The 23,225-nt window shown below is 26.8% G+C and carries 23 protein-coding genes and 1 pseudogene; 13 read left to right on the top strand and 11 right to left on the bottom strand.

The window, feature by feature from the left end; all coding sequences use genetic code 11:
* Window positions 1-20 precede the first annotated feature (20 nt).
* The 4 genes from AVBRAN9333_RS03985 (at window position 21) to AVBRAN9333_RS04000 (ending at window position 3,959) form a co-directional block, all read left to right on the top strand.
* Entirely contained in the window at window positions 21-1,112 is a 1,092-nt protein-coding gene (locus AVBRAN9333_RS03985; RefSeq protein WP_336607224.1) for an ABC transporter substrate-binding protein, read from the top strand.
* Window positions 1,099-2,145, top strand: coding sequence for a FecCD family ABC transporter permease (locus AVBRAN9333_RS03990; RefSeq protein ID WP_336607225.1), 1,047 nt, complete (start codon window positions 1,099-1,101; stop codon window positions 2,143-2,145). Before AVBRAN9333_RS03985 ends, AVBRAN9333_RS03990 begins: the two co-directional genes overlap by 14 nt.
* Window positions 2,138-2,932: an ABC transporter ATP-binding protein gene (locus AVBRAN9333_RS03995; RefSeq protein ID WP_336607226.1), complete on the top strand. Its 795-nt coding sequence runs from the start codon at window positions 2,138-2,140 to the stop codon at window positions 2,930-2,932. Before AVBRAN9333_RS03990 ends, AVBRAN9333_RS03995 begins: the two co-directional genes overlap by 8 nt.
* An 85-nt stretch (window positions 2,933-3,017) precedes the next feature.
* Complete coding sequence (locus AVBRAN9333_RS04000) at window positions 3,018-3,959, top strand: GGDEF domain-containing protein (protein WP_214142811.1); 942 nt, start codon at window positions 3,018-3,020, stop codon at window positions 3,957-3,959.
* A gap of 79 nt (window positions 3,960-4,038) precedes the next feature.
* On the opposite strand, the pseudogene AVBRAN9333_RS04005 reads toward AVBRAN9333_RS04000, so the two are convergent.
* From AVBRAN9333_RS04005 to murJ, 9 genes and pseudogenes are all read right to left on the bottom strand, one after another.
* Window positions 4,039-4,182: pseudogene (locus AVBRAN9333_RS04005) on the bottom strand (RIP metalloprotease RseP); the annotation flags it as partial.
* 120 nt (window positions 4,183-4,302) lie between these two features.
* Window positions 4,303-5,403, bottom strand: coding sequence for a M50 family metallopeptidase (locus tag AVBRAN9333_RS04010; protein WP_336609465.1), 1,101 nt, complete (start codon window positions 5,401-5,403; stop codon window positions 4,303-4,305).
* A complete protein-coding gene (gene pgsA / locus AVBRAN9333_RS04015) occupies window positions 5,400-5,939 on the bottom strand; it encodes a CDP-diacylglycerol--glycerol-3-phosphate 3-phosphatidyltransferase (protein ID WP_214117756.1) in 540 nt (179 codons plus the stop codon). The genes AVBRAN9333_RS04010 and pgsA overlap by 4 nt, the downstream gene beginning before the upstream one ends.
* Window positions 5,939-6,721, bottom strand: coding sequence for an enoyl-ACP reductase (locus AVBRAN9333_RS04020; RefSeq protein ID WP_214117735.1), 783 nt, complete (start codon window positions 6,719-6,721; stop codon window positions 5,939-5,941). Before AVBRAN9333_RS04020 ends, pgsA begins: the two co-directional genes overlap by 1 nt.
* On the bottom strand, window positions 6,721-7,614 hold the full coding sequence (gene dapA, locus AVBRAN9333_RS04025; protein ID WP_214117734.1) for a 4-hydroxy-tetrahydrodipicolinate synthase: 894 nt from the start codon (window positions 7,612-7,614) through the stop codon (window positions 6,721-6,723). Before dapA ends, AVBRAN9333_RS04020 begins: the two co-directional genes overlap by 1 nt.
* Window positions 7,611-8,840, bottom strand: a complete 1,230-nt coding sequence (locus tag AVBRAN9333_RS04030; protein WP_336609466.1) for a M16 family metallopeptidase — start codon at window positions 8,838-8,840, stop codon at window positions 7,611-7,613. The genes dapA and AVBRAN9333_RS04030 overlap by 4 nt, the downstream gene beginning before the upstream one ends.
* Before the next feature lie 10 nt (window positions 8,841-8,850).
* Window positions 8,851-10,605, bottom strand: coding sequence for an ABC transporter ATP-binding protein (locus AVBRAN9333_RS04035; protein ID WP_214119930.1), 1,755 nt, complete (start codon window positions 10,603-10,605; stop codon window positions 8,851-8,853).
* Window positions 10,602-11,948 carry a cysteine--tRNA ligase gene (gene cysS / locus AVBRAN9333_RS04040; protein WP_336609467.1) on the bottom strand — a complete coding sequence of 449 codons (1,347 nt, stop codon included), beginning with the start codon at window positions 11,946-11,948 and terminating at the stop codon, window positions 10,602-10,604. Before cysS ends, AVBRAN9333_RS04035 begins: the two co-directional genes overlap by 4 nt.
* Window positions 11,935-13,347 (bottom strand): murein biosynthesis integral membrane protein MurJ, encoded by a 1,413-nt coding sequence (gene murJ, locus AVBRAN9333_RS04045; RefSeq protein WP_336609468.1) that lies wholly within the window; start codon window positions 13,345-13,347, stop codon window positions 11,935-11,937. The genes cysS and murJ overlap by 14 nt, the downstream gene beginning before the upstream one ends.
* A 62-nt stretch (window positions 13,348-13,409) precedes the next feature.
* Here murJ and AVBRAN9333_RS04050 point away from each other — a divergent pair, with 62 nt between their 5' ends.
* The 9 genes from AVBRAN9333_RS04050 to AVBRAN9333_RS04090 are packed head-to-tail and all read left to right on the top strand — an operon-like array spanning window position 13,410 to window position 21,735.
* Complete coding sequence (locus AVBRAN9333_RS04050) at window positions 13,410-15,293, top strand: flagellar assembly protein A (RefSeq protein ID WP_336609469.1); 1,884 nt, start codon at window positions 13,410-13,412, stop codon at window positions 15,291-15,293.
* Window positions 15,290-15,844, top strand: coding sequence for a Holliday junction branch migration protein RuvA (ruvA, locus tag AVBRAN9333_RS04055; protein ID WP_214117728.1), 555 nt, complete (start codon window positions 15,290-15,292; stop codon window positions 15,842-15,844). Before AVBRAN9333_RS04050 ends, ruvA begins: the two co-directional genes overlap by 4 nt.
* 9 nt (window positions 15,845-15,853) lie before the next feature.
* A complete protein-coding gene (locus AVBRAN9333_RS04060) occupies window positions 15,854-16,870 on the top strand; it encodes a D-alanine--D-alanine ligase (RefSeq protein WP_214117727.1) in 1,017 nt (338 codons plus the stop codon).
* Window positions 16,870-17,364 carry a thermonuclease family protein gene (locus AVBRAN9333_RS04065; RefSeq protein WP_214117726.1) on the top strand — a complete coding sequence of 165 codons (495 nt, stop codon included), beginning with the start codon at window positions 16,870-16,872 and terminating at the stop codon, window positions 17,362-17,364. Before AVBRAN9333_RS04060 ends, AVBRAN9333_RS04065 begins: the two co-directional genes overlap by 1 nt.
* The gene (locus AVBRAN9333_RS04070; RefSeq protein ID WP_214119933.1) at window positions 17,361-17,513 is read left to right on the top strand and encodes a hypothetical protein; all 153 of its coding nucleotides are present in this window, start codon (window positions 17,361-17,363) and stop codon (window positions 17,511-17,513) included. Before AVBRAN9333_RS04065 ends, AVBRAN9333_RS04070 begins: the two co-directional genes overlap by 4 nt.
* Window positions 17,486-17,929, top strand: a complete 444-nt coding sequence (locus tag AVBRAN9333_RS04075; RefSeq protein ID WP_214117724.1) for a hypothetical protein — start codon at window positions 17,486-17,488, stop codon at window positions 17,927-17,929. The genes AVBRAN9333_RS04070 and AVBRAN9333_RS04075 overlap by 28 nt, the downstream gene beginning before the upstream one ends.
* Window position 17,930: 1 nt before the next feature.
* Window positions 17,931-18,818 carry a polyprenyl synthetase family protein gene (locus tag AVBRAN9333_RS04080; RefSeq protein WP_214150441.1) on the top strand — a complete coding sequence of 296 codons (888 nt, stop codon included), beginning with the start codon at window positions 17,931-17,933 and terminating at the stop codon, window positions 18,816-18,818.
* Window positions 18,818-20,044: a glutamyl-tRNA reductase gene (gene hemA, locus AVBRAN9333_RS04085; protein WP_336609470.1), complete on the top strand. Its 1,227-nt coding sequence runs from the start codon at window positions 18,818-18,820 to the stop codon at window positions 20,042-20,044. The genes AVBRAN9333_RS04080 and hemA overlap by 1 nt, the downstream gene beginning before the upstream one ends.
* The gene (locus AVBRAN9333_RS04090) at window positions 20,041-21,735 is read left to right on the top strand and encodes a proline--tRNA ligase (RefSeq protein WP_214150443.1); all 1,695 of its coding nucleotides are present in this window, start codon (window positions 20,041-20,043) and stop codon (window positions 21,733-21,735) included. Before hemA ends, AVBRAN9333_RS04090 begins: the two co-directional genes overlap by 4 nt.
* Before the next feature lie 49 nt (window positions 21,736-21,784).
* On the opposite strand, the gene AVBRAN9333_RS04095 is transcribed toward AVBRAN9333_RS04090, so the two are convergent.
* Together AVBRAN9333_RS04095 and AVBRAN9333_RS04100 are read right to left on the bottom strand one after the other, a co-directional pair.
* Entirely contained in the window at window positions 21,785-22,414 is a 630-nt protein-coding gene (locus AVBRAN9333_RS04095; protein WP_336609471.1) for a hypothetical protein, read from the bottom strand.
* 45 nt (window positions 22,415-22,459) lie between these two features.
* Window positions 22,460-22,966, bottom strand: coding sequence for a hypothetical protein (locus tag AVBRAN9333_RS04100; RefSeq protein WP_336609472.1), 507 nt, complete (start codon window positions 22,964-22,966; stop codon window positions 22,460-22,462).
* Window positions 22,967-23,225 lie beyond the last annotated feature (259 nt).

Here is a 23,225-nt window from a genome sequence, read left to right on the forward strand (position 1 = left end):
TTAAAATTTAAGGAGAAGTGTTGAGATTTATTCTACTATTTTTATTATCATTTAGCTTGTTTGCTAAGGAAATTACTTTCAAAGATGTAACAGGAAACGAAATTACTTTAAATACCCCAGTTAACAGAATAGCTTTAGGTTTTTACTATACAGATTTTTTAGCAGTTGGTGGAGAAAAATCATTTGATAAGGTTGTTGGTTTTTCAAAAGCAGTTTGGAGTGAATGGAGTCCAATTTCTTGGCAAATGTATTTAGATGTAATGCCTAATTTAGACAAAATTGCAGATTTTGGTGAAGCAGAATCAGGCACATTGTCAATTGAAAAAATATTAGAATTAGAACCTGATGTATTAGTTTTAGCTAAATGGCAATATGATACATTAAAAGATACTTTAAATCCAATTAAACTAGCAAATATCCCAATAATAGTAGTAGATTATCACGAAGGAAAATTACAAAACCACGAGATAAGCACTAAAATTTTTGGAATTTTAACCAACCAAGAAAAAAGAGCTGAAGAAATTATGAATGATTATAAAAGTCGTTTAGAATTAATTCAAACAAGAACTAAAGATATTAAAAATAAAGTAAAAGTTTATATAGAATACGGAATTAATGGCCCTAGTGATAATGGAGTTACATATTCACATTATATGTGGGGAAGTTTGATTGATAAAGCAAATGCTAAGAGTATTGCTGATGGGCTTATTAAGACTTGGGGAGCTATTAATCCTGAAGAAATCATAGTTCAAGACCCTGAAGTAATTATTATAGCAGGTCGTGAAAGTGAGCTTAAGAAAAATAAAACTTCAATGGTAATGGGTAATAATATTAGTTTTGATGAAGCAAATACTAGATTAAGAGGATTTTCTAATAGAACTACTTGGCAAGATTTAAACGCAGTAAAAAATCATAGAATTTATGGTGGTTATCATAGTATGCTAAGGACTTTGGGGGATATTTTTATGTTAGAATTTGTAGCAAAAGCTGCTTATCCTGAGTTATTTAGTGATATTAATCCAAGTGATGATTATATTAATTATCATAAGAAATATTTGCCGATTATTCCTGATGGAACTTTTATGATAAAGCTTGATGATGAGAAATTTTAGTAGAGAAATTCTTTTATACAAATCCACTATTTATAAGAGATTGGGATTTTTACTAATCTCTTTTTTATTAGCATTAGTATTTTTTATACTAGATATTTCTACAGGACCAGCTCAACTTGATTTAATTATTGTATGTAAAGCTTTATTATCTAAAGCACTTGATATAGATATACAAAAGAATTTCGTTAATATTGTTTATAATTTAAGATTACCTATGGCATTAATGGCACTTGTTGTTGGAGCTTCATTAGGACTTGGCGGAGCTTTAATGCAAACTATTTTAAATAATTCTTTAGCTAGTCCATATACTTTAGGTCTTAGTGCTGCAGCTGGCTTTGGAGCTTCATTAGTAATTGCATTTAATATAAGTTTTATAAGTTCTTTTATTAGCATTCCATTAGGAGCATTTTGTGCTAGTTTGTTAAGCTCTGCAATATTATTTATTTTTGCTAAAAATAACAAATATAACACTCAAAGTTTAGTTTTAGTTGGTATTGCTTTATTGTTTTTATTTCAATCTTTTTTATCTTTAGTGCAATTTTTATCAAGTCCTGAAGTATCTCAACAAATATTATTTTGGCTATTTGGAAGTTTGCAAAAAGCTAATTATACGAATATTTTAATAGTATTTTTGGTTACTTTATTTTGTTATTTAATTTTATTAAAAGATAATTGGGCTTTAAGTGTATTTAGGCTTGGGGAGAAAAATGCTAAAGTTTTAGGGGTTAATTTAGTATATTTAAGAATTAAAGTTTTATTATGTGTTTCTTTTGTTAGTTCTGTTGCTATTTCTTTTGTGGGCGTTATAGGTTTTATAGGTCTTGTTGCACCACATATCGCAAGGCTTATTATAGGAGAAGATCAAAGATTTTTCTTACCAGCTTCAATGATAATAGGGGCTTTATTTTTAAGTTTAGCTTCTAGTGTTTCAAAATTGATAATTCCTGGTAGTTTATTTCCAATAGGAATAGTAACTTCTTTTATTGGTGTTCCTTTTTTCTTTTTTATTATATTAAGGAATAAAAATGCTTAAAATTAATAATCTAAGTATTAAAAAAGGAAATAAGACTATTTTAAATAATATCAACCTAGAATTTAAATCAGGTAAAATTTATGCTATTTTAGGTGCTAATGGTGTAGGTAAAAGCACATTGTTAGATGCTATTTTTCAACTTGATAAAAAACATAATATGACTTATCGTAATATTAATTCAGATAATATTAAAAAATGGCAAAGCAATATAGGTTATATGTTACAAAGTTTTCATACTCATACAAACCTTAGTGCTTTAGAAGTAGTTTTACTAGGTGCTTATAGTGAATTAGGTTTAAAAATAAGCGATGAAATTTTAAATAAAGCAGTTAATGTTTTAAAGGAATTTAAAATTTCGCATCTTGCTAATATTAATATTAAAGATTTATCTGGCGGTCAAAGACAAATGATAGCTTTTGCTCAAGTTTTGCTTAAAAACCCAAGTATTTTATTACTTGATGAGCCTGTAAGTGCATTAGATATTAAACACCAATGTATTTTATTAGAAGCTTTAAAAAAGATTACAATTGAAAATGATTTAATAAGCATAGTTGTTTTACATGATTTAAATTTAGCGAGTTTATATTGTGATGAAGCAATTTTTTTACATAACAACAAGGTTTATAAAAATGGAAAGATTAACGATGTTATTACACTTGATTTAATACGAGAAATTTATGAAATCAAGGCAAATTTAAGTATAGTTGAAAACAAGAAATTTATTCAAATATTAGGTTCATTAAACAAGGAAAATTATGACAACTCAAATCAAGCAGTTAATATCTAGACTGATTAATTTTTATGATTATATTTATTTAATCATACTTTTGGCGACAATTTTACATGTGTCCTTTTTGTTTATATTTTATTATATGAAAATATATGAGCTATTTTATGTAAATATAGTCTCAACCTTAATTTATGTATTAATAATTACAAATTTTAGTAGCGATAAAATAAAAATTTATTATGCTGTTGTATATTTTGAAGTTTTAATCCATCAGCTAATCGCAATTTATTACTTAGGTAGTGCTAGTGGATTTGACTTGTTATTATGTTGTTTGATACTTGTGCAATTTTTATTTTTTAAGAAAAGCACCTGTTTTGTATCAACAATTTTAATTATTTTTTTAATTTATCTTAGTTATTTTCAAGCAGATTCTATTGTGCTACATAGTGATAAATTTTTTGAAATTAACGAATATAAAAATGCAAATATTGTTCTTTATCCAATCAATTTAGCGGTTTTATTGGTATTTTTAGTGGTTTATGGTGTATTGGTAACCGTTATTCCTAGTAAAAAAATTAACGATTTAGCTCAAATTGTATATAAAGATTTTTTAACAGGTTTATATAATAGAAAATATATGGAAGATGTTGTGTTATCAAAATATAACAAACAAAGAATTTTAATTGCGGTATGTGATATTGATAATTTTAAACATATAAATGATACTTATGGTCACCAAACCGGAGATATTGTGCTAAAAATGTTGGCTATAGTTTTAATCAATAAGTATAAAAAATATTCTGATTTTAATATTAATATTTGTAGATGGGGTGGGGAAGAATTTTTAATCATTGCAGATATTGATAATAAAAAAGATGCTGAAATATTTTTAAATGACATTAGAGAAGAAGTGTTTAAATTAAAGATAAGTGATTTGCAAGAAACAATAAGTATTACAATAGGTGGATATATAGCTAATTTTAATCAAAAAGATTATAAGCAACTATTTGAAATCGCTGATAAGAATTTGTATCTTGGCAAGAATACGGGTAAAAATAAATGCGTAGTGAGTGTTGAAGAATAATAAAATTATGTAAGTTTTGCCTAGTTTTATCTAGTGAGCTTTAATTATTAGAATTAAAAAACCAATAAAATATAATACTTTATTGGTTTTCAATAATTCTTGTTATATCATTAAATGTAGCAAATATCATTAAAGAAAATAATAAAAACATTCCAATATAACTAAGTGTAATAAATACTTTTTGATTTACTTCTCTTTTAAAAACTAACTCATATAAAGAAAAACTACAAGAATAAGAAGTCTAGTTTAATTAAAAATATTGTAAGTAAATTAGAGATTTGAATTAAGCACAATATCTAGTGAGCTTTAATTATTAGAATTAAAAAACCAACAAATATTATATTTATTGGTTTTCAATAATTCTTGTTATATCATTAAATGTAGCAAATATCATTAAAGAAAATAATAAAAACATTCCAATATAACTAAGTGTAATAAATACTTTTTGATTTACTTCTCTTTTAAAAACTAACTCATATAAATTAAAAACTATATGCCCGCCATCAAGCACAGGAATAGGTAAAAGGTTTAAAATCCCAAGATTAATTGATAGTAAAGCCGTGATTATTAGCAGTTTTGAAATTCCAAGTGTAGTAGCCATTGTGGTTGTGTCGGCTATGCTTATAATCCCACCTATATTTTTAGGGCTAACTTCAGCTAATATTAATTTTTTAAGACCTTCAAGGATTAAAAAAGCCCCATCTAAACTCTCTTTAAAAGCCCAAACAAACACACTAAAATCTCTATGATATTCTATAAAAGTCTCATTTTTAGGCACAATTCCTAATAGTGGTTTTGTGATGATTTCTCCGAAAATATTTTGAGTTTTGCCTTCGTAAGTTTTAATATCAAGTTCTAAAATTTCATTATTTCTTAATACTTTTACATTAATACTACTATCATTTACGAGTGGTTTTATATCGTAAAAATTATTAATTTTAGTGCCATTGATTTTTAGTATTTTATCATTTACTTTTAGTTTTGTATCAGCATATTCGCTAAGCGCACCAATAGTCGGACTAAGCCTTTCAACCCCTATAAAACCTAAACTTATATAGATTAAAAATGCTAAAAGTAGGTTAAAAAATGGACCTGCAAAAAGAATTAAAATCTTTTTAAATGGGTGTAATACCGAATAGCTATCATAATCATAATTTTTAAGAGTAGGGTCGCTATCATCTTGACCTTTCATCTTGACATATCCACCTAAAAACACGCTTGATATTTGATAATCAGTGCCTTTATAATGCTTCACATAAATTGGCTTTCCAAATCCTATGCTAAATGTTAAAACTCTAATTTTAAAGTATTTTGCAGCTAAAAAATGCCCTAATTCATGAAAAAATATCAAAAAAGAAAGTATTAAAATAGTGCCTAAAAAACTAGCCCCATAATGCCAAAAGCAAAAAGCTAAAACAATAAAAGTTAGAATTATATTCTTCATTTTTTTGCCTTAGCATATTCTATTACATAAATAGCCCCAGAATAAATAGTAAAGAAAAAGCATAGATAAAATAAAATATCTTTTCCCCACCAATCCATTAGTAAAAATCCAATTGCTAACATTTGAAATGTTGTTTTGATTTTACCACTCATATTTGCAGCGATTTTAAGCCCATCAGCTACTATCATAACTCTTAAACCAGTTATAAAAAACTCACGAACTAATATAAAATAAACTAGAATTTCATTAACCCTTCCCATCATCATAAGTCCTAAAAACGCTGCTAAAGTAAGCATTTTATCAGCCAAAGGGTCTAAAATCTCTCCTAAAATTGTTTTTTGATTCCAAGACCTTGCAATATATCCATCAAAAAAATCAGTTATAGAAGCAATGGTAAAAATAAGAGCTGCTAAATAATTTATCCAAGAAATATGTATATTGTGAGTATTAACCAACACATTTGAGTGCGTTAATAATATAAATAAAATTGGTGCTAGGACTATCCTAGCACTAGCCAAAAGATTAGGTAAATTCATCACTTGAATGTTGTTCCACCATCTACAATGAATGTATGTCCTGTAACCCAACTAGCTTTATCGGTGCATAAGAATAAACAAGCACCTGCTAAATCTTCAGGTTGTCCCATACGATTTAATGGGCTTAAATTCATTGTAGCTTGTTTTACTTCTTCATAATTAGTAAATGCTTTTAGAGCATCAGTATCAATTGGACCACCACTTACAACATTTACACGGATATTTTTCTCGCCTAATTCAGTTGCTGCATATCTAGCCATTGCTTCAACAGCAGCTTTTGCTGTCCCATGACCTGCATAGTTTTCAATATGAACTAAATTCCCTGTGCTAGAAATTGAAATAATACTTCCACCGCCAACTTTTTCCATTCTCTTAGCTGCTTCTTGAGCACCACAAACAAAAGCATTAACGGTAGCTGTAAAGATATTATTAATTCCGCGAGGTTTAAGTTTCATAAACTTAGTATATCCACCTACAACTGCACGACCTGTAATAATTGCATTTGAGATAAAGAAATCAACTCTATCAAAATCTTCATCAATTTTTAAAAATAAATCTTTATAAGTTTCAGGCTCAAGTATATCAAATGGATAGCATTTAGCTTTAACTTTGTAAGTTTTTTCAATATCAGCAACGATTTCTTGTGCGATTTGTTCGTTTGAATTATAAGTAAATGCAACATTACAACCTGCTTTTGCAAATTCATACACAATAGCCTTACCTATACCACGAGTTCCACCGCTTATTACTAATACTTTATCTTTAAAATTAATCTCTTGCATTAAAATCCTTTTATATCATAATTTTTCATAACTTCTTCTATTCTTTTTAGATTTTCTTTACTAGGAGCGCAAAGTGGCAAACGATATTCAAGACTAGGAAGTAATCCTGCTATAAACATTGCTGCTTTTATTGGAATTGGGTTGCTCTCACAAAATAAAATCTTATTTATATTATAAAGTTTATCGTTAATAGATTTTGCATTTTTATAGTTTTCTTTTAAAGCTTCGTGAGTTAAATTAGCAATTTCATTTGGTAAAAGATTTGAAGTAACGCTAATTACACCACTACCACCATTGCTTAAAATAGGATAATTTATACTATCTTCTCCACTTACAAGTCTTAGTTTTGGCTCGTTTGCTAATAAATCTACGCATTTATCTATATTTCCACTTGCTTCTTTTACTCCGTAAATATTAGGACAATTTCTAAAAAGTTCAATTATAGTTTGACTAGCTATTTCACAACCTGTTCTTCCTGGAACATTATAAAGCATAATAGGAATATCAATTGATTTAGCAATAGCTTCATAGTGTTTATATAATCCACTTTGCATAGGTTTATTATAATATGGAGTAATGCTTAAAATCCCATCAGCTCCACACTCTTGAGCAAATTTTGCTAAAGATATTGCTTCGTGAGTTGCGTTTGAACCTGCACCTGCTAAAACCTTAGTATTTGTTCCTTTACAAACACTTACTGCGATTTCTATACATCTTTTATGCTCTTCGTGAGTTAAAGTTGGGCTTTCTCCTGTGGTTCCAACAGGAACTACGGCATCAATTCCATTTGCTATTTGTCTTTTAACTAGCTTTTCATAACTAAGTTCATCAATTTTATCATTTTTAAATGGTGTTATTAAAGCTGTCATTGCACCTATTATTTCTTTTTTCATACTTTCTCCTTTAAAATTATTTGAGTTAAATTGTCATCTTTTAGATATTTTTTAAAAACTTGGTTTAAAATTTTATAATCTAATTCTTTTGAAGTTAGAGAATTTAAAAATACATTTACATCTCCAAAACATTCAAATTTACCAATTCCACTCGCTAAAGCACTTGGGTTGGATTTTACTTGATTTATGCTTAATTCTAATTGATTATAAATTGTTCTTGTATCAAATTTATTAAATTTTGTTTGATTAATTAATTTTTTTAGTTGCTTTATTACTGATTTTGTATTTACTAAATCATTACAAACTCCAAAAATTATAAATAAATTTTCATTCTTAGAGCTTTGCGCGTAAAAGTCCAAATCAGCACATAGATTATATTCATTTATCATTTTATTTTTTATAATTGAGTTTTTATCAAGATTTAAAAATATTGAAATAGCCTTTAAATACTCAAAATCTTCGTGATTAAATGCAGGTATTTTATAAGCACAAGCAAAAATATTAGAATTTAGATTAGGAAAACTAAGTTCTATTTCTTTTAGACCTGTTCTATCTGGTTCATATACTTTATTTTGTGTGATTTTTTTTGCTGATTTTTTACTAAAAATCTCTTCGCACATACTAAAAATATCAATATTAGCTAAATCTCCGCTAATTACTATACAAGCATTATTTGGTGCATAGAATTTAGTATAAAATTCTTTTACAATTTTAGGTGTAAGATTTGCTATATCATCAGCAAATCCAATCGGCGTCCAATGATAACTAGTCTTTATAAAAGCGTAATTATAAATAGCATTATATAAATACCCAAAAGCATCATTTCCTACTCTTAATCTCTCTTCTTCAAGGACTACATCTCTTTCTTTATAAAACTCATCTTTATTAAACAATAACTCACTCATCATACTAGAATATAATTCTAAAACCCTTTTAATATGAATATTTGCGATATTTACATAATATTGAGTGTAATCAAAACTAGTGCAAGCATTATTAACTCCACCTAATGCTTTTATTATCTCATCAAATTCTCCAGCCTTATGAGTTTTTGTGCTTTTAAAAGATAGGTGTTCTAGCAAATGTGCTATACCGCTTTTGCCTAATTCTTCATAACTTGAGCCTACTTTATAAAAGATATTTACACTAGCTACACCTGAATTATCATTTAGATTTACGGCATAAATTTTTAAGCCATTTTTTAATACTTTACTTTCTATATTCATTTTATCTCTTTTAACATTCTTCAAATTTTTCTTTTAATTTTTTATAAAATTCATTATTTTCTAAGCTTTTATCGTTTCCAAATCCCACCATTTTAGAATTATCTAAAATCAAAATATTATCAGCAATTGCAATAGAATTTAATCTATGTGCTATTAGAATAATTATCTTATCTTGCTTAATATTTACTAAGCTTTTTGATATTAAATTCTGACTTTCATTATCTAAAGCACTTGTTGCTTCATCAAAAATTATTATTTCAGGATTTTTATAAAACGCTCTTGCAAGTGCTAGGCGTTGTCTTTGGCCGCCGCTAAAATTATTACCTTTTTCACTTAGTTTAGTATAAATTCCATCAGGCATAGCACTTATAAAATCATAAGCATTTGCAAGTTTTAAAGCATTAATAACTCTTTCTTCATCAAATTCATTTGCATAAGCAATATTATTTGCAATAGTATCGCTAAATAAATAAATATTTTGTGTAACTATTGCTATTTTTTCTCTTAAGCTATCTAGTGAATAATTTTTATAATTGTTATTGTTTATTTTAATTTCTCCAGAATTTAGCTCATAAAATCTTAAAATAGTATTTACTAAAGAGCTTTTTCCACTACCACTTCTTCCTATAATTGCGGTAATTTCGCCTTTTTTAAACTCTATACTAACATTATCTAAAGCTAATTTATTATCGTATTTTAAACTAGCATTTTGTAATTTTAGGCTTTTAATTTCTTGATTTAAATTCTCATCTCCACCTTTAATCTCTGGCTCAAGGTCAAGTAAATAAAAAGTCCTTGTGCTAGCCGCTAAGTTTGTTTGAAGACTTGCATAAAGACTTGTAATTCTTTTAACAGGAGTATATATTAAAAATAAAGCCGTTAAAAATGAGAAAAAATTGCCTATTTGCATAGAGCCATTTATAACTTCCATTCCACCTATTATTATAGTTGCCGATACGCCTAAAGCACCAAAAGTTTCCATAATAGGGCTTGTAAAGGCATTTATTTTAGTTCCACGATAGATTAATTTCGCTACATTTTCATTGCTATTTTTGTATTTTTCTAGTTCTAATTTTTCAGCATTTGATGATTTAACTAGCTCAATATTGCCTAAAATCTCATTTAGTCTTGAAGTAAGCTCGGCATAATTTTGTTGTGTTGCTATTCCTATGCTTTTTAGTTTTTTTATGAAATATCTAATAGGAAGCATAGCAGCAGGTAAGATAATAAATGCAAAAAAAGCTAATTTTGGGCTTTGAGAAATCACTACATAAAGTAAGCCTAAGGTTGTAATTATTTCTCTTGTAATATCAGGAATGAAATTAGTAAGCACATTTTGAAGACTTCCAATATCATTTAAAGAGCGTGATATTAGCTCTCCACTAGGGTGTTTTTGAAAGAATTTCATATCCATTACTATGATTTTTTTTAGGATTTTTTGCCTTAGTCTTTTTGTAATTTCTATACCTATAAAACCCATATTAATTGTTTGCATATAAAGACCTAAATTCTTTATAAAATATAAAGCAAACACACCTAAAGGTAAGATATATAATAATGTTACATCTTTTTCTACAAAGATTTTATTTAAAATCGGTTCAATAATCTTAGCACTACCAGCAGTTCCAGCTGAAGCTAAAATCATACCTATTATTGCTAGAAAAAATCTTATTTTATAATCTTTAAAATAGTGCTTAAACCTTTTTAATACATAAGATAATTTTAATTGGGATACATTTTGATTTTCTATTTCTTTTAAATTCATAAAATCTCCCAATCAACACCATTAGCGCTATCTTGAATGCTTACGCCTAAATTACTTAATTCATTTCTAATACTATCGGCTTTTGCGTAATCTTTATTTTTTTTAGCTTCATTTCTTTCATCAATTAATTTTAGAATTTGAATACGGAATTTCTCATCACAATTTTGCAAATATTCATTAGGATTAATCACTCCAACTCCTAATAATTCAACAATAGCTAAAAACTCATTTTTAAGCTCATCATTAGCTTTTATAGTATTTGCATAATTTACCCATTCATCTACAATTGCAAGTGCTTTTGAAGTATTTAAATCATCGCTTAAAGCTTCAATTAGTTTTGATTTTAGCTCACTATTAGGTGCTATTGTTTTTAAATCTAGTTCATTTAAATTAAGCTTTTTTTTCACTCTAAATATTTTATCAAGGCGTTTTTTAGAAGCTTTTAAATCAGTAATTGTGTAATTAAAATCTTGTCTATAATGAGTGCTTAGTAAATAAAATCTAAGTGTTTCTCCGCTAAATTCTTTTAAAGCGTCTTTTACAAAAAAGCTATTATTTAGACTTTTACTCATTTTTTCGTTATTAATATTTACAAAGCCATTATGTAGCCAAAAAGTAGCTAGTTCGTTTTTAGTTGCTAAACGACATTGACAAGCTTCGTTTTCGTGGTGTGGAAACAACAAATCAGCCCCACCACAATGAATGTGTAATTTAGGAAAAATATCTAAAATCATACAAACACATTCAGTATGCCAACCAGGACGACCTGTGCCAAAACTTGCTTTATAATAATTCTCATCAAATTTCCATAATACAAAATCACTTGCATTCTTTTTATCTACTTCATTTTCAAGTCTTGAGATAGTATCATCTTGAGGTTTGTTTGAAATACTTAAATAAAGTTTATCTAAACTTGTATTTAAATATATTCCATCATCTAATCTATAAGCATATTTTAATTCAAGCAATTTTTCAATAAAACTAATCATTTGATTAATATATTCAGTTGCTCTTGGGCTAATATCAGGCTCTAAAACATTTAAAGCTTTCATATCAGCTTCATAACTTTTAATATAAGTTTCGCTAATTTCAGCTAGACTTTTGCCACTTTCATTCATTTTTTTGATTAATTTATCATCAATATCTGTGTAGTTTTTCGCTAATTTTACTTCAAAACCATTTGCTTTAATTACTCTTTTTAATAAATCAAAACTTATGCTTGACCTTGCATGGCCTAAATGTGCGTCATCATAAACGGTTGGACCGCAAACATATATATTTATACATTCATTTTTATATGTAAATTCTTCTTTTTTTCTAGTTTGTGAGTTAAAAAATTGCATTTAAAAATCCTTTTAAATATATTAAAACATAAGCAAATATTACACTAATAAAGATAATTCCTAAGCAAACGCTAGGTCTTAAAATACTAAAAAATCTAGCATAAGAAAATACAAAAAGATAAGCAAGTAGTATAAACCAAGCAGAAATATTAGCACTTATACAAAAGGCTAAAATACCAAAATCTTTTATCAAACATAAACTTGCAATTATACTTATAAAACAAGATATTATTGAAATCTTAGCAGCAATTGAGTGTAAATAATTTGCATTTATCCAAGCTAAAAATAATTTTGAAATTCCAAGTGGAACTATACATAATATATAAAGTCTTAAGACTTTAGCGCATTCAAGTGTGTTTTCATTTGTAAATGCTCCACGCTCAAATAAGAGTTTAATTATCTCTTCGCTTAAAATATAGCCTGTTAATGCAGCAAGTATTAATAAAAGTAGCATTAATTCAAATATTTTTTGAATACTTAAAATAGCATTTTGAATTTTTCCTTGTTTAATATAAACAATTAAGCTTGGGAAAAATACTTGAGTAAAAGCTATAGCAATTAAGGCTAATGGGAGTTGATAAAGTCTAGTTGAATAATTAAGATATGAAATACTTGCGTGAGCTAATGAACTAGCTAGAGCAATTTCAACCAATGAGTTTAATTGCGAACTTGATGAGCCAATTAAAGATGAGCTAAAATTTTTAAAAAAGCCTTTAAGAGAAGTTTTTTTATTTTTATGATTTAAATTCTTTACATAAATTATCATAGAATGAAAGATTTTATTATCTTTTAAAGCAATCATTAAAATAATTACTTGAATAAAAGCACTTATTAAAATAAAATAAGTAATCATTTTAAGCAATTGTAATTTTTCTAAATCTTTAAATATTAAAAGAGCTGCTACACAGGCAAAATTAAAAATAGAAGCACTTATGCTAGTTATAAAAAATCTACCTTTATAATTAAGTAAAGACGCAAAAAACGAAGCACAAAAAATAATCACTAAATACCAAATATTAAGCCCGATTAAAGGTGCTGATATTTTTTTAATCTCATCATCAAAACCATAGGCTATTAGATTAGTAAAGATATTAGAAAACATAAAAACAATTAAGGCTATTAAACTAAGTATAGCTATAAAAATTATAAGTATCTTTACACAAAATTCGCCTTTACGATTAGTTTTGGCTAGATTTGGTAAAAAGCTTTGATTAAATGTGCCTTCGGTAAATAAAGTTCTAAAAACACTCGGAAGCTTTATCATTATAAAAAATATATCAGAATAAATACTAGCCCCTAAAAATCTAGCTAGTAAAAAATCTCTACAAAAGCCACTTATTCTTGATATTAAAATACCAAAAATATTGAAAAAATATTTTTTTATTAGTTCTTGTTTCATTCATTTTACTTTTTTAATTTATTTTTAGGTATATTAACGAAAAAAAATAAAGGCTTTACAATTTGGAAAAATACATAATCAAAACAGATAAACCTTATGATGAATTAACAAATTATGCAAATAGATATAGAAAAGATATAAATAATTTAGATTTTAAGGTTCTTCATTATGAGACAATAATTACTAAAGATGGAATGTCTCAAACCCTTTTAGAACACGAATTAGAAGTATTTAACGATGATAAATTCTTTAATGACGATATGGAAATTAAACAAATATATGAAATAGAAATAATAGATAATATTGTTCCATTAATTGATTTTAAGATAGGAACAAATAAAAATCTTACTAAGGTAGTAGCAAATTTTAGTGCTATAAATTATGATGATAAAATAGAATTTGCTGAATATATAGAAAATATTAGAGATTTAATTAATAAAAAATTTATAAAAGCAGGTTTATTACTAGGCATTAGAGAATTTACTTTTCAAGAGCAGCTTGTAAAAATGCTAAAGGCATTTGAAAGTAAGCAAATTATGGAAGCTAGTATAGTTTTAGCTAAGGGGATTGAGCCAATTAATGCTATTAATTCAGAAACCAAGCTTTATTATAAAGATAAAAAAGTAGATGAAAATGCTAAAATTGATTATTCTCAGCGTGGTTTTATAAATGCTATTAGTAAAGATGAATTAATAATTGAATTTATTAAACCAATAAAGGCTGTTAATGGTAAGGATTTAAAAGGAAATATCATTAACGCTACTAATTCTAATATTATAAGTGAGCCTGATTTTAAAGTTAGTGAAAATATTAGAATGCTTGAAGATGATTTGAGTATAAAGTATTATGCAAATATAAATGGCTATGTAACTTTTGTTTATAGAGATAAATTGTATGATATAAAAGATAGTGTTAGCGTTCAAGCTGTGGAATTTAAAACAACAGGTTCAATTGATGCAGGTATTAATAAAGATATTACTTTAAATGTTGATGAACAAGATTATTTAAAAGACGCAGTAGGGGCAAATCTTAGTATAGAAGTAAGCACACTTAATGTAAAAGGAAATATCGCTCAAAATTCAGTAGTAAAAGCAAAAATTGCAAATATAGGCGGACAAACTCATTCAAAAAGTAAGATTTATGCAAAAAAAATCAATATAGAAGTGCATAGGGGTTATTGCGAAGGCGAAGATATAGAAGTAAATAGGCTTGAAAATGGCGTTATTATAGGAAAAAATGTAAGAGTAAAACACGCATTAGGCGGTAAAATCATAGCAAATAAAGTAATGATAGACACGCTTACAACTAATACAACTATAGAAGTTAGTGATATTGCAGTTGTTAAAGAATGTTTAGGAGAAAATAACAAATTCTTAGTAAGTGCTAGTAAATCTCCAATAATTGTTAAAAGTCTTGAAAAAACTTTAGGTCAATTAGCCGAAGTAAATAAAAATCTATTATCTTTACCAAAAATTATAGATAGTAAAAAATCAATCATAGACGCTAATAAAGATAGTATTATGCAAATTAAACAAAGATTAGCAGAGATGAAACAAAGTAATATTATTCCACCTACTGCATTTTTGCAAAAAATTAGAGATTACCAAAATGTTGTGCTTGAATATAATGATTTAATTACTAAATTAAAAGATTTTAAAGATAAGCATAAAGATTTAGAAGATGATTTAAAAAGATTGCAAAATAAAGTCTATGAAGCAAAGGTTATAAATACTAAAAGATGGGCGAATTTAAATGAAATTAAATTCAAATTACTTTATCCTGATATTGAACTAACTTATAATACTAAAGAATATGAAGATTTATATTGTTTAAAATTAGAAAGAGTTATGATAGGTGATGAAGAAAGTGCAAAAATAGTAAAGCTAAAAAGAACAGAAGTTAAAAATTACGAAGATGAATTTATGGAAGAAAAGGAAGATTATTGATAGTTTATTTAGAAGGTGAAGTTATTAAAAAAACTCCTGCGTTTATAATTTTAAAAACTTATGGAGTAGGGTATGGAATAAATCTTAGCTTATTAAGTGCTGCTAGGATTAATAAAGGAGATAAAGTAGCTTTATTAATTACTCAAATTATTAAAGAAGATTCAAATAAATTATATGGCTTTTTAGATGAAAGTGAGCAAATATTATTTGAAGCCTTAATAAAAGTAAATGGCATAGGTGCTACAAGTGCTATGGCACTTTTATCATCAATGGATGTAGCGAGTTTGCAAAGTGCTATTATTAATGAAAACGCAAAAGCTTTATGCAAAGCTCCAGGAATTGGTGCTAAGAGTGCAAGTAGATTAATATTAGAATTAAAAGATAAAATAATCAAATTAGGAATAAGTGCGGAGAATAATTATTATTACGAAGCTAGTGAAGCTTTACTTGCTTTAGGCTTTAAACAAGAAGCTGTGATTAAAGCTTTAAAAGATATTAATGCAAATAGTGTTAGCGAAGTAATAAAACTAGCTCTTAAAAAATTAAGTTAAGGAAAATAAATGAAATACGCAATGGTTTTTGGTGGGAATTCTTACGAGCATGAAATAAGCATAGTAAGTGCTGTAACTGTGGCAAAATTATTAGATGATGTAATTTTTATTTATGTTAGTTTTGATAATGAGTTTTATCTAATAGATAAAAATAATATGAATGCAAATTATTTTGCAAAAGGCGGTTTTAAAAACCTTAAGCCTTTAGTATTAAAACAAGGTGGCTTTTATCTTAAAAAGCTTTTAGGCGAAGAAAAAGTAGAATTTGATATAGCTATTAATATAGTTCATGGAAAAGATGGCGAAGATGGGAAATTAGCCTCTATGTTTGATTTTTATAATATAAAATACATAGGCCCTAGAACTGCTGCTTGTGTGCTTAGTTTTGATAAACATTTAACTAAACTTTATGCAAATGAAGTAGGGGTTAAAACAATTGCTTATAAATTATTAGAAAGCAAAAATGATGAGGTTGAACTACCTGTTATTTTAAAACCAGCTAGGCTTGGAAGTAGTATAGGTATAAATATAGTAAAAAATAAAGAAGATTTTGCTTATGCGTATGATAGTTCGTATGAATTTGATGACAAGATTTTAGCAGAGCCTTTTATTGAAAATATTCAAGAAGTAAATCTAGCAGGATTTTTTGATGGCGAAAAAATTGTATTTTCAAAGATTGAAGAGCCTAAGAAAAATGGTCATTTAGATTTTGACCAAAAATATCTAAGCTTTAAACAAGAAAAAATAGAAGAAGTAAAACTTAATGATGAGTTAGTAAATAAATTAAAAGACGCTTTTACTAGACTTTATTTGCCGTTGTTTAAAGGTGCTTTAATTAGATGCGATTTTTTTATTAAAGATAATGAGATTTATCTAAATGAGATTAATCCAAATCCAGGTTCTTATGCTAATTATTTATTTGATGATTTTAAATCTTCTTTAGAAAAATTAGCAAAATCTATTGAAAGTGATTTTAAAATTAAAGAAAATTTCACATTTTTAAATAAAATTGTAAGAGCTAAATAATGAGATTTGTTTTGATATTCTTGCTAAGTATTAATCTATTTGCAGGAGAGTATTTTGTATCAAAAGTAATGGATGGAGATACTATTCAAGTAAGAAAAGGCAAGAAAAAAACAAAAGTTAGATTATATGGCATTGACGCACCTGAAACAAGTCAGAATTTTGGTGCATATTGTACTAGGGTTTTGTCTTCTAAAATAATTGGCAAAAAGGTTGATTTGAAAATCAAAGGCAAAGATAAATATAAAAGAACCATAGCAATTGTATATTTAGATGAGGTAGATATAAATCGCTATGTAGTTCAGCAAGGTTGTGCTTGGGCGTATTCTTATTATACAAATATGTATAAAAGCGATGAGTTAAAAGCAAGACAAGAATTAAAAGGCTTATGGATAGATAAAAACGCTCAAAATCCTTATGAATGGAGAAAAAAGCATAAAAATAGAAGAAGTGAAAGTGAAGAGCTTAAAAAATTATTTCAATGGTTGATAGCATGAAAAAATTGATTGTTTTAATAGCTATTATTTTTAGCTCGTGTGCTAGTAAAGATGGAATTAGGCTTCATTATTATGAAGATTGTAATGAATATTATGACGCAGCTGGGGTTTATCATAAAGAATGTCCAAACAATATTATAGATTTTTAATACTGATTTTTTTTAGTATTAATTTATTTGCGGGTGTGCCTAATTTTGCTTATGAAAAAGAATATATTTTAAAAAAAGATGAATTAGAATGGTTTTTCATAAGTCCTAAAGGTGAAGAAAAATGGCAAAAATATGCCTTTAGATGGACGCATTTTGATAATACGAATTTGATTTTGCTAACTAATTTTAAAGATTATAAAAATTATAGAAAACAATATGTATTATCTCTTAGAAGGGGGCTTGATTTTGTTAAAGAACAAATTTTGCCTAATTACAAAAATCCTAGCATTGATAAAGTTACACTTTTTTTAGAATTTAAGGATTTTAAAGATAATAAAGCTAAAATAAAAGTTTTAGTTATTGATAACGATGGAAGAGTAGATATTGAGTTTAATAAGAATTTAAAAGGGAAGTAGTATGGAAAAGATAGATTTTTATATAAATGAATTTATAAAAGAGTTAAAGCATCCTAGTATTTATGAGTATTTAGCCAAGGTAAATCACGGCAAAAGATTACGCTCAAAACTGATTTTAAAAATAGCTGGAGTTAGTGATGAAGCTTATAAATTATGTGCAGTAATTGAGTGTATTCATCTAGCATCACTTATGCACGATGATGTAATAGATGAAGCACTAACTAGAAGAAATGCTCCAAGTATTAATGCAATTTATGGCGATAAAACTGCTATTATGCTAGGCGATATTTTATATTCAATTGCGTTTTATAATTTATGCTCTTTTAAAAGTGAAATAGCAGCCTGTGTTGGTCGTGCAGTTGCCTTGCTTAGTAGTGGCGAATTGCTTGATGTAGAGCTTGGAGAAAGTTTTAATGAAGATGAGAGCAAATATTATGAAATGATTTATAAAAAAACTGCTTCATTAATAGAAGCAAGTGCATATGCAGCAGCACTTTTAGCTAATTATCCTAACGCTAATGACTATAAAGAATTTGGTAAAAATCTAGGAATTGCCTTTCAAATAGTTGATGATATTTTAGATATTACTCAAGATGAAGCTACTTTAGGAAAGCCAAATCTAAATGATTATAAAGAAGGCAAAGTTACTCTTCCATACATTATGCTAGATAAAAAATTGCAAGGCGATGATAAAGCAAGGCTAAGGTCTTATTTTTGTAAGACTTTAAGTAAAGATGAATTATCGTGGATAAAAGAGCAATTTTTAAAATACGATTTAATAAATGCAAGTATAAATGAAGCTAAAAATTACGGAGAACTTGCATTAAAATACGCAAGTAGCGATGAATTAAAAGAAATCGTTAAAAAAATGATTTTTAGGGAGTTTTGATGCATTATTTTAGCGTTAGTTTTACTCATAAAAATACAAGTATTGAAGTAAGAGAAAGACTAGCTTTAAGTGATGAATTTAAGAAAAAAGAAATTTATAAATTAATCTTAGCTAATGATTACATAGAAGAATGCGTGATTTTAAGCACCTGTAATAGAATAGAAATAATGTGTTATATTGAAAACCAAGTGGGTGTTTATGAATACATAATAAAGTGCTTATGTTTAATTTGTAAGATTGATGAGCAACTTATCAAAAATTCTCCTGATATTTACGAAGGCAGTGGGTTTATTCATCATCTTTTTAGTGTTTCAAGTTCACTTGATAGCCTTGTAATAGGGGAAACTCAAATCACAGGTCAATTAAAACAAGCCTTGCAAAGTGCTAATTATTCTCCTAATTTAGAAGTAGCGATTAATTATTCTTTTAAATGTGCTGCAATGGTTAGAAATAAAACCGCTATTTCAAAAAACTCTGTATCAGTAAGCTCTGTTGCAGTAGCAAAAGCAAGAGAGATTTGTGATATTAAAACTAAAAAAATCCTTTTAATAGGAAGTGGTTTGATGATAGAATTAGCTGCAAAACACTTGCTAAATCATACAAAAGGAAATATTGCGATAATTTCAAGAACCAAAGCAAATGCTTTAAAACTAGCAAATGAACTAGATTTAATATGCTTAGATTATGAAGATTTAATCTCTATTTTAAATTCTTATGAGCTTATATTTTGTGCTACTAGTTCAAATGAACCTATAATTACTAAAGATATTATAAGTCCGGTTGAGTTTAAAAGGTATTTTTTTGATATTGCTGTGCCAAGAGATATTGAGCTTGAAAATAGCGAATTGATAGAAGTTTTTAGCGTTGATAGTCTAAATGAAATAGTTAAGAAAAATATGCAATTTAAAGATGAAGAAGCAAAAATTGCTTTTAGTGTAGTTGCAAAAATGGTTAATGAGTTTTATAAGGATTTAAATGTAATTCAAGTAACTCCTATAATAAAAGCTATGAGAATTAGAGCAGATGAAATCATAAATCAAGAATTAGAAATAGCAATTAAGAAAGGTTATTTAAAAAATAGTGATAATGAAGAAGCATTGAAATTCGCAAAACAAGTTATGAAGTCTTATTTGCACGAACCTACAATAAGACTTAAAAATATTGATGATGAAGGTTTAGAAACGCAAAGTTTAAATTATTTATTTAATGTGAAGGAAAACGAATGAGATTTTCAAAATTATACGCACCAACGACAAAAGAAGCACCAAGAGATGCTATCTTAAAAAGTCATATTTTACTTAGTAGAGCAGCTTATATAGAGCAACTTGGCTCAGGACTTTATAGTTATTTACCATTAGGGCTTGAAGTATTAGAAAATATTAAAAATATTGTAATTAAGCATATGAAAAATGCAGGAGCAAACTATTTAAATCTTAGTTTTGTATGCCCGTTAAATTATTGGGATGAGAGTGGAAGAAGTGCTAAATTTGGTAAAGAATTGTTAAGGTTTAAGGATAGAAAAGAAAATGATTTTATCCTAAGTCCGACAGCAGAAGAAGCAATAGTTGCACTTGTGCGTGGAAAAATTACAAGCTATAAACAATTGCCTATTAATTTATTTCAAATTCAAACTAAATTCCGTGATGAAGCAAGACCTAGATTTGGACTTTTTAGGGCTCGTGAGTTTATTATGAAAGACGCTTATAGTTTTCATGATTCGCTTGAGTCTTTAGAAGCTGAGTTTTTAAATATGCAAGAAGCGTATTGTAAAATTTTTGATGAATTAGGGTTAAATTATGCGATTGTAGAAGCAGATAGCGGAGCAATTGGTGGAAGTGGTTCAAGAGAATTTATGGTAATTAGTCCTAGTGGAGAAGATGATTTGGCTATTTGTGAATGTGGATATTGTGCTAATATAGAAACAGCAAAAAGAGCTAAAAGAAAATTTATTAAAGAAATAGAAGCTGATTTTGCAAAATTTCACACTCCAAATGTAAAAACCATAGAAGATTTAGCTAAATTCTTTAAATGCAAAGAGCATAATTTCATAAAAGCAGTAGCAAAAAAAGCAATATATGTAGATAAAGAAGAAATCATAGTATATTTTATAAGAGGTTGCGATGAGCTAAATGAAACTAAGGCTTTAAATGCAGCTAATGCACTTGATTTAGTAGATGCAAGTGAAGAAGAATTAATAAAAGCTAATTTAGTTCCAGGATTTATTGGGCTTAAGGATTGTCCTGTTAGATTTTTCATAGATAGCGAGTTAGAAAATGAAAGCGATTTAATTTGTGGAGCAAACGAAAAAGACTATCATTATGTAGGATTTAAGGTAACTAGCTTTTTACAAGAGCGTTTTTATGATTTAAGCTTGGTTAAAGAAAATGATGAATGCCATAAGTGCAATAAAGCTTTAAAAATTACAAAAGGCATTGAAGTAGGGCATATATTTAAATTAGGCGATAAGTATTCAAGTGCTATGAATGCAACTTATCTTGATAATAATGGCAAGGCAAAACCTTTTATAATGGGTTGTTATGGTATAGGAATTAGCAGGCTTTTAGCAGTAATTGCTGAATGCAATAATGATGATTATGGGCTTATTTTTGATAAAAATATTTCAGCATTTACATTACAAATCATAATATCAGATATTAAAAATGAAGAGCAAGTTAAGTTTGCAAATGATATATATGAGTATTGTTTGGCTAATGGTATTAAGGCTTTATTAGATGATAGAAATGAGCGTTTTGGTGTAAAAATGAGTGATTATGAGTTAATAGGCACACCTTATGCTATTGTAGTGGGTAAAAAACTTGATGATAATTTGGTAGAATTTAGAGCTCGTAAAACACTTGAAAAACTAGAATTAAACTCAAACGAAGTTAAAGATAAATTATCAAATCTTTTAAAATAATTTTATTCATTTAAAACTATAAATAATATTTATAAATTATTTATAGTTTTTATAACCTAAATCTACCTTTAGAACTTATTGCTTTATATCTATTTTCAATATAACCACAACTATCTATGAAAAACTCTTCACTAACTTCTTTAAAATCATTATTTTCATCAAAGTAATAATACTTCACAAACAATCTTTCAGATTCAAAAACAAATGAAGCTTCATCATAAAAATATTTATCATTTTTTATTACTAGCTCATTATTAAATTTATTTATTTTTGAAGTTTTTAATAATTCTTTGCTAAATTCTTTTATTTCTTTTATTTCATCTATATTTTTATAATTTTGAACTTTTTCTAATTTTTCTACATTTGCATGTCGATTAAAATAATCTTTTATAGCGAGTTTTTGTCGTTCTAGGTATTCAATTCTACACTTATAGCCGAATTTATTATAATCTATTTTATAAGTTTTATCAGTATTAAAATCATAATAGCTCAAATTATTCTCACTTAGGTCTGCTTCAATTCTATATAATTTTGATTTAAGTTCATTAAATTCTTTTAATGGGTCGGTGTTATTACTTATAAAATAAGTTAATGCGAAATAACACAAAGCAAGTATTAAACATAATAAACCTATAACAAATATCAGTATTTTTATTAATTTAACTATTCTAAAAAACATTTAAAATCCTAACAATTATTAATTACTTTCATACTAACTCTTTTACTACATACGCTCAATATAACCACAATCATCTATTAAAAACTCATAATTTTCTTCAAGCAAATTATTATTAAAATTAAAGTAATAATATTTTACAAATAATTTTCCATCTTTAAAAATAAAAGAATTTTTATCATAAAAATGCTCAAAACCATCAATTGTTAGCTCGTAATTAAATTCATAGATTTGTGAAGTTTTTAATAAATCTTTGCTAAATTTTTTTATTTCTTTTATTTTATCTATACTTTTATAATTATTGATTTTTTCTAAATGCGTTTGTAGGTATCTCACAAAAAAATTTTGAATAGCGTATTTTTGTTTTTGTAACTCATCAATAATGCAACCATATCCAAGTTCATTGTAATTTACCTTATATGTTCTTTTATCACCAAAATCATAATATGGTTTATATCCTTGCTTTAATAAAATTTCTTCAACTTTTTTTAATTCCTTTGTTACCTTAACAAAATCACTATAATCGTAAGGTTGAAAAAAATTATATATCGCCATAGAAACAATACCAATCATTAAAATTATTAATGCAAAAAGAAGTACAAACAAATAATATAATGATTTTTTTATAAACTCTATCAGCTTAGAATACATTTATCGCTCCAAATATAAAACAACTTTTATGGTTTAGTATAGCAAATAAACAATAAAAATTCATAAAATTTAAAAATATTTATTAAAATTATGTTACTTTTCGTAATAAATAATATTAAAAAATATTTTTTGATTTAATTTCAAATCCCTAATTCAAATTCTT

Source organism: Campylobacter sp. RM9333 (genome assembly GCF_020137705.1).
Taxonomy (GTDB): Bacteria; Campylobacterota; Campylobacteria; order Campylobacterales; family Campylobacteraceae; genus Campylobacter_E.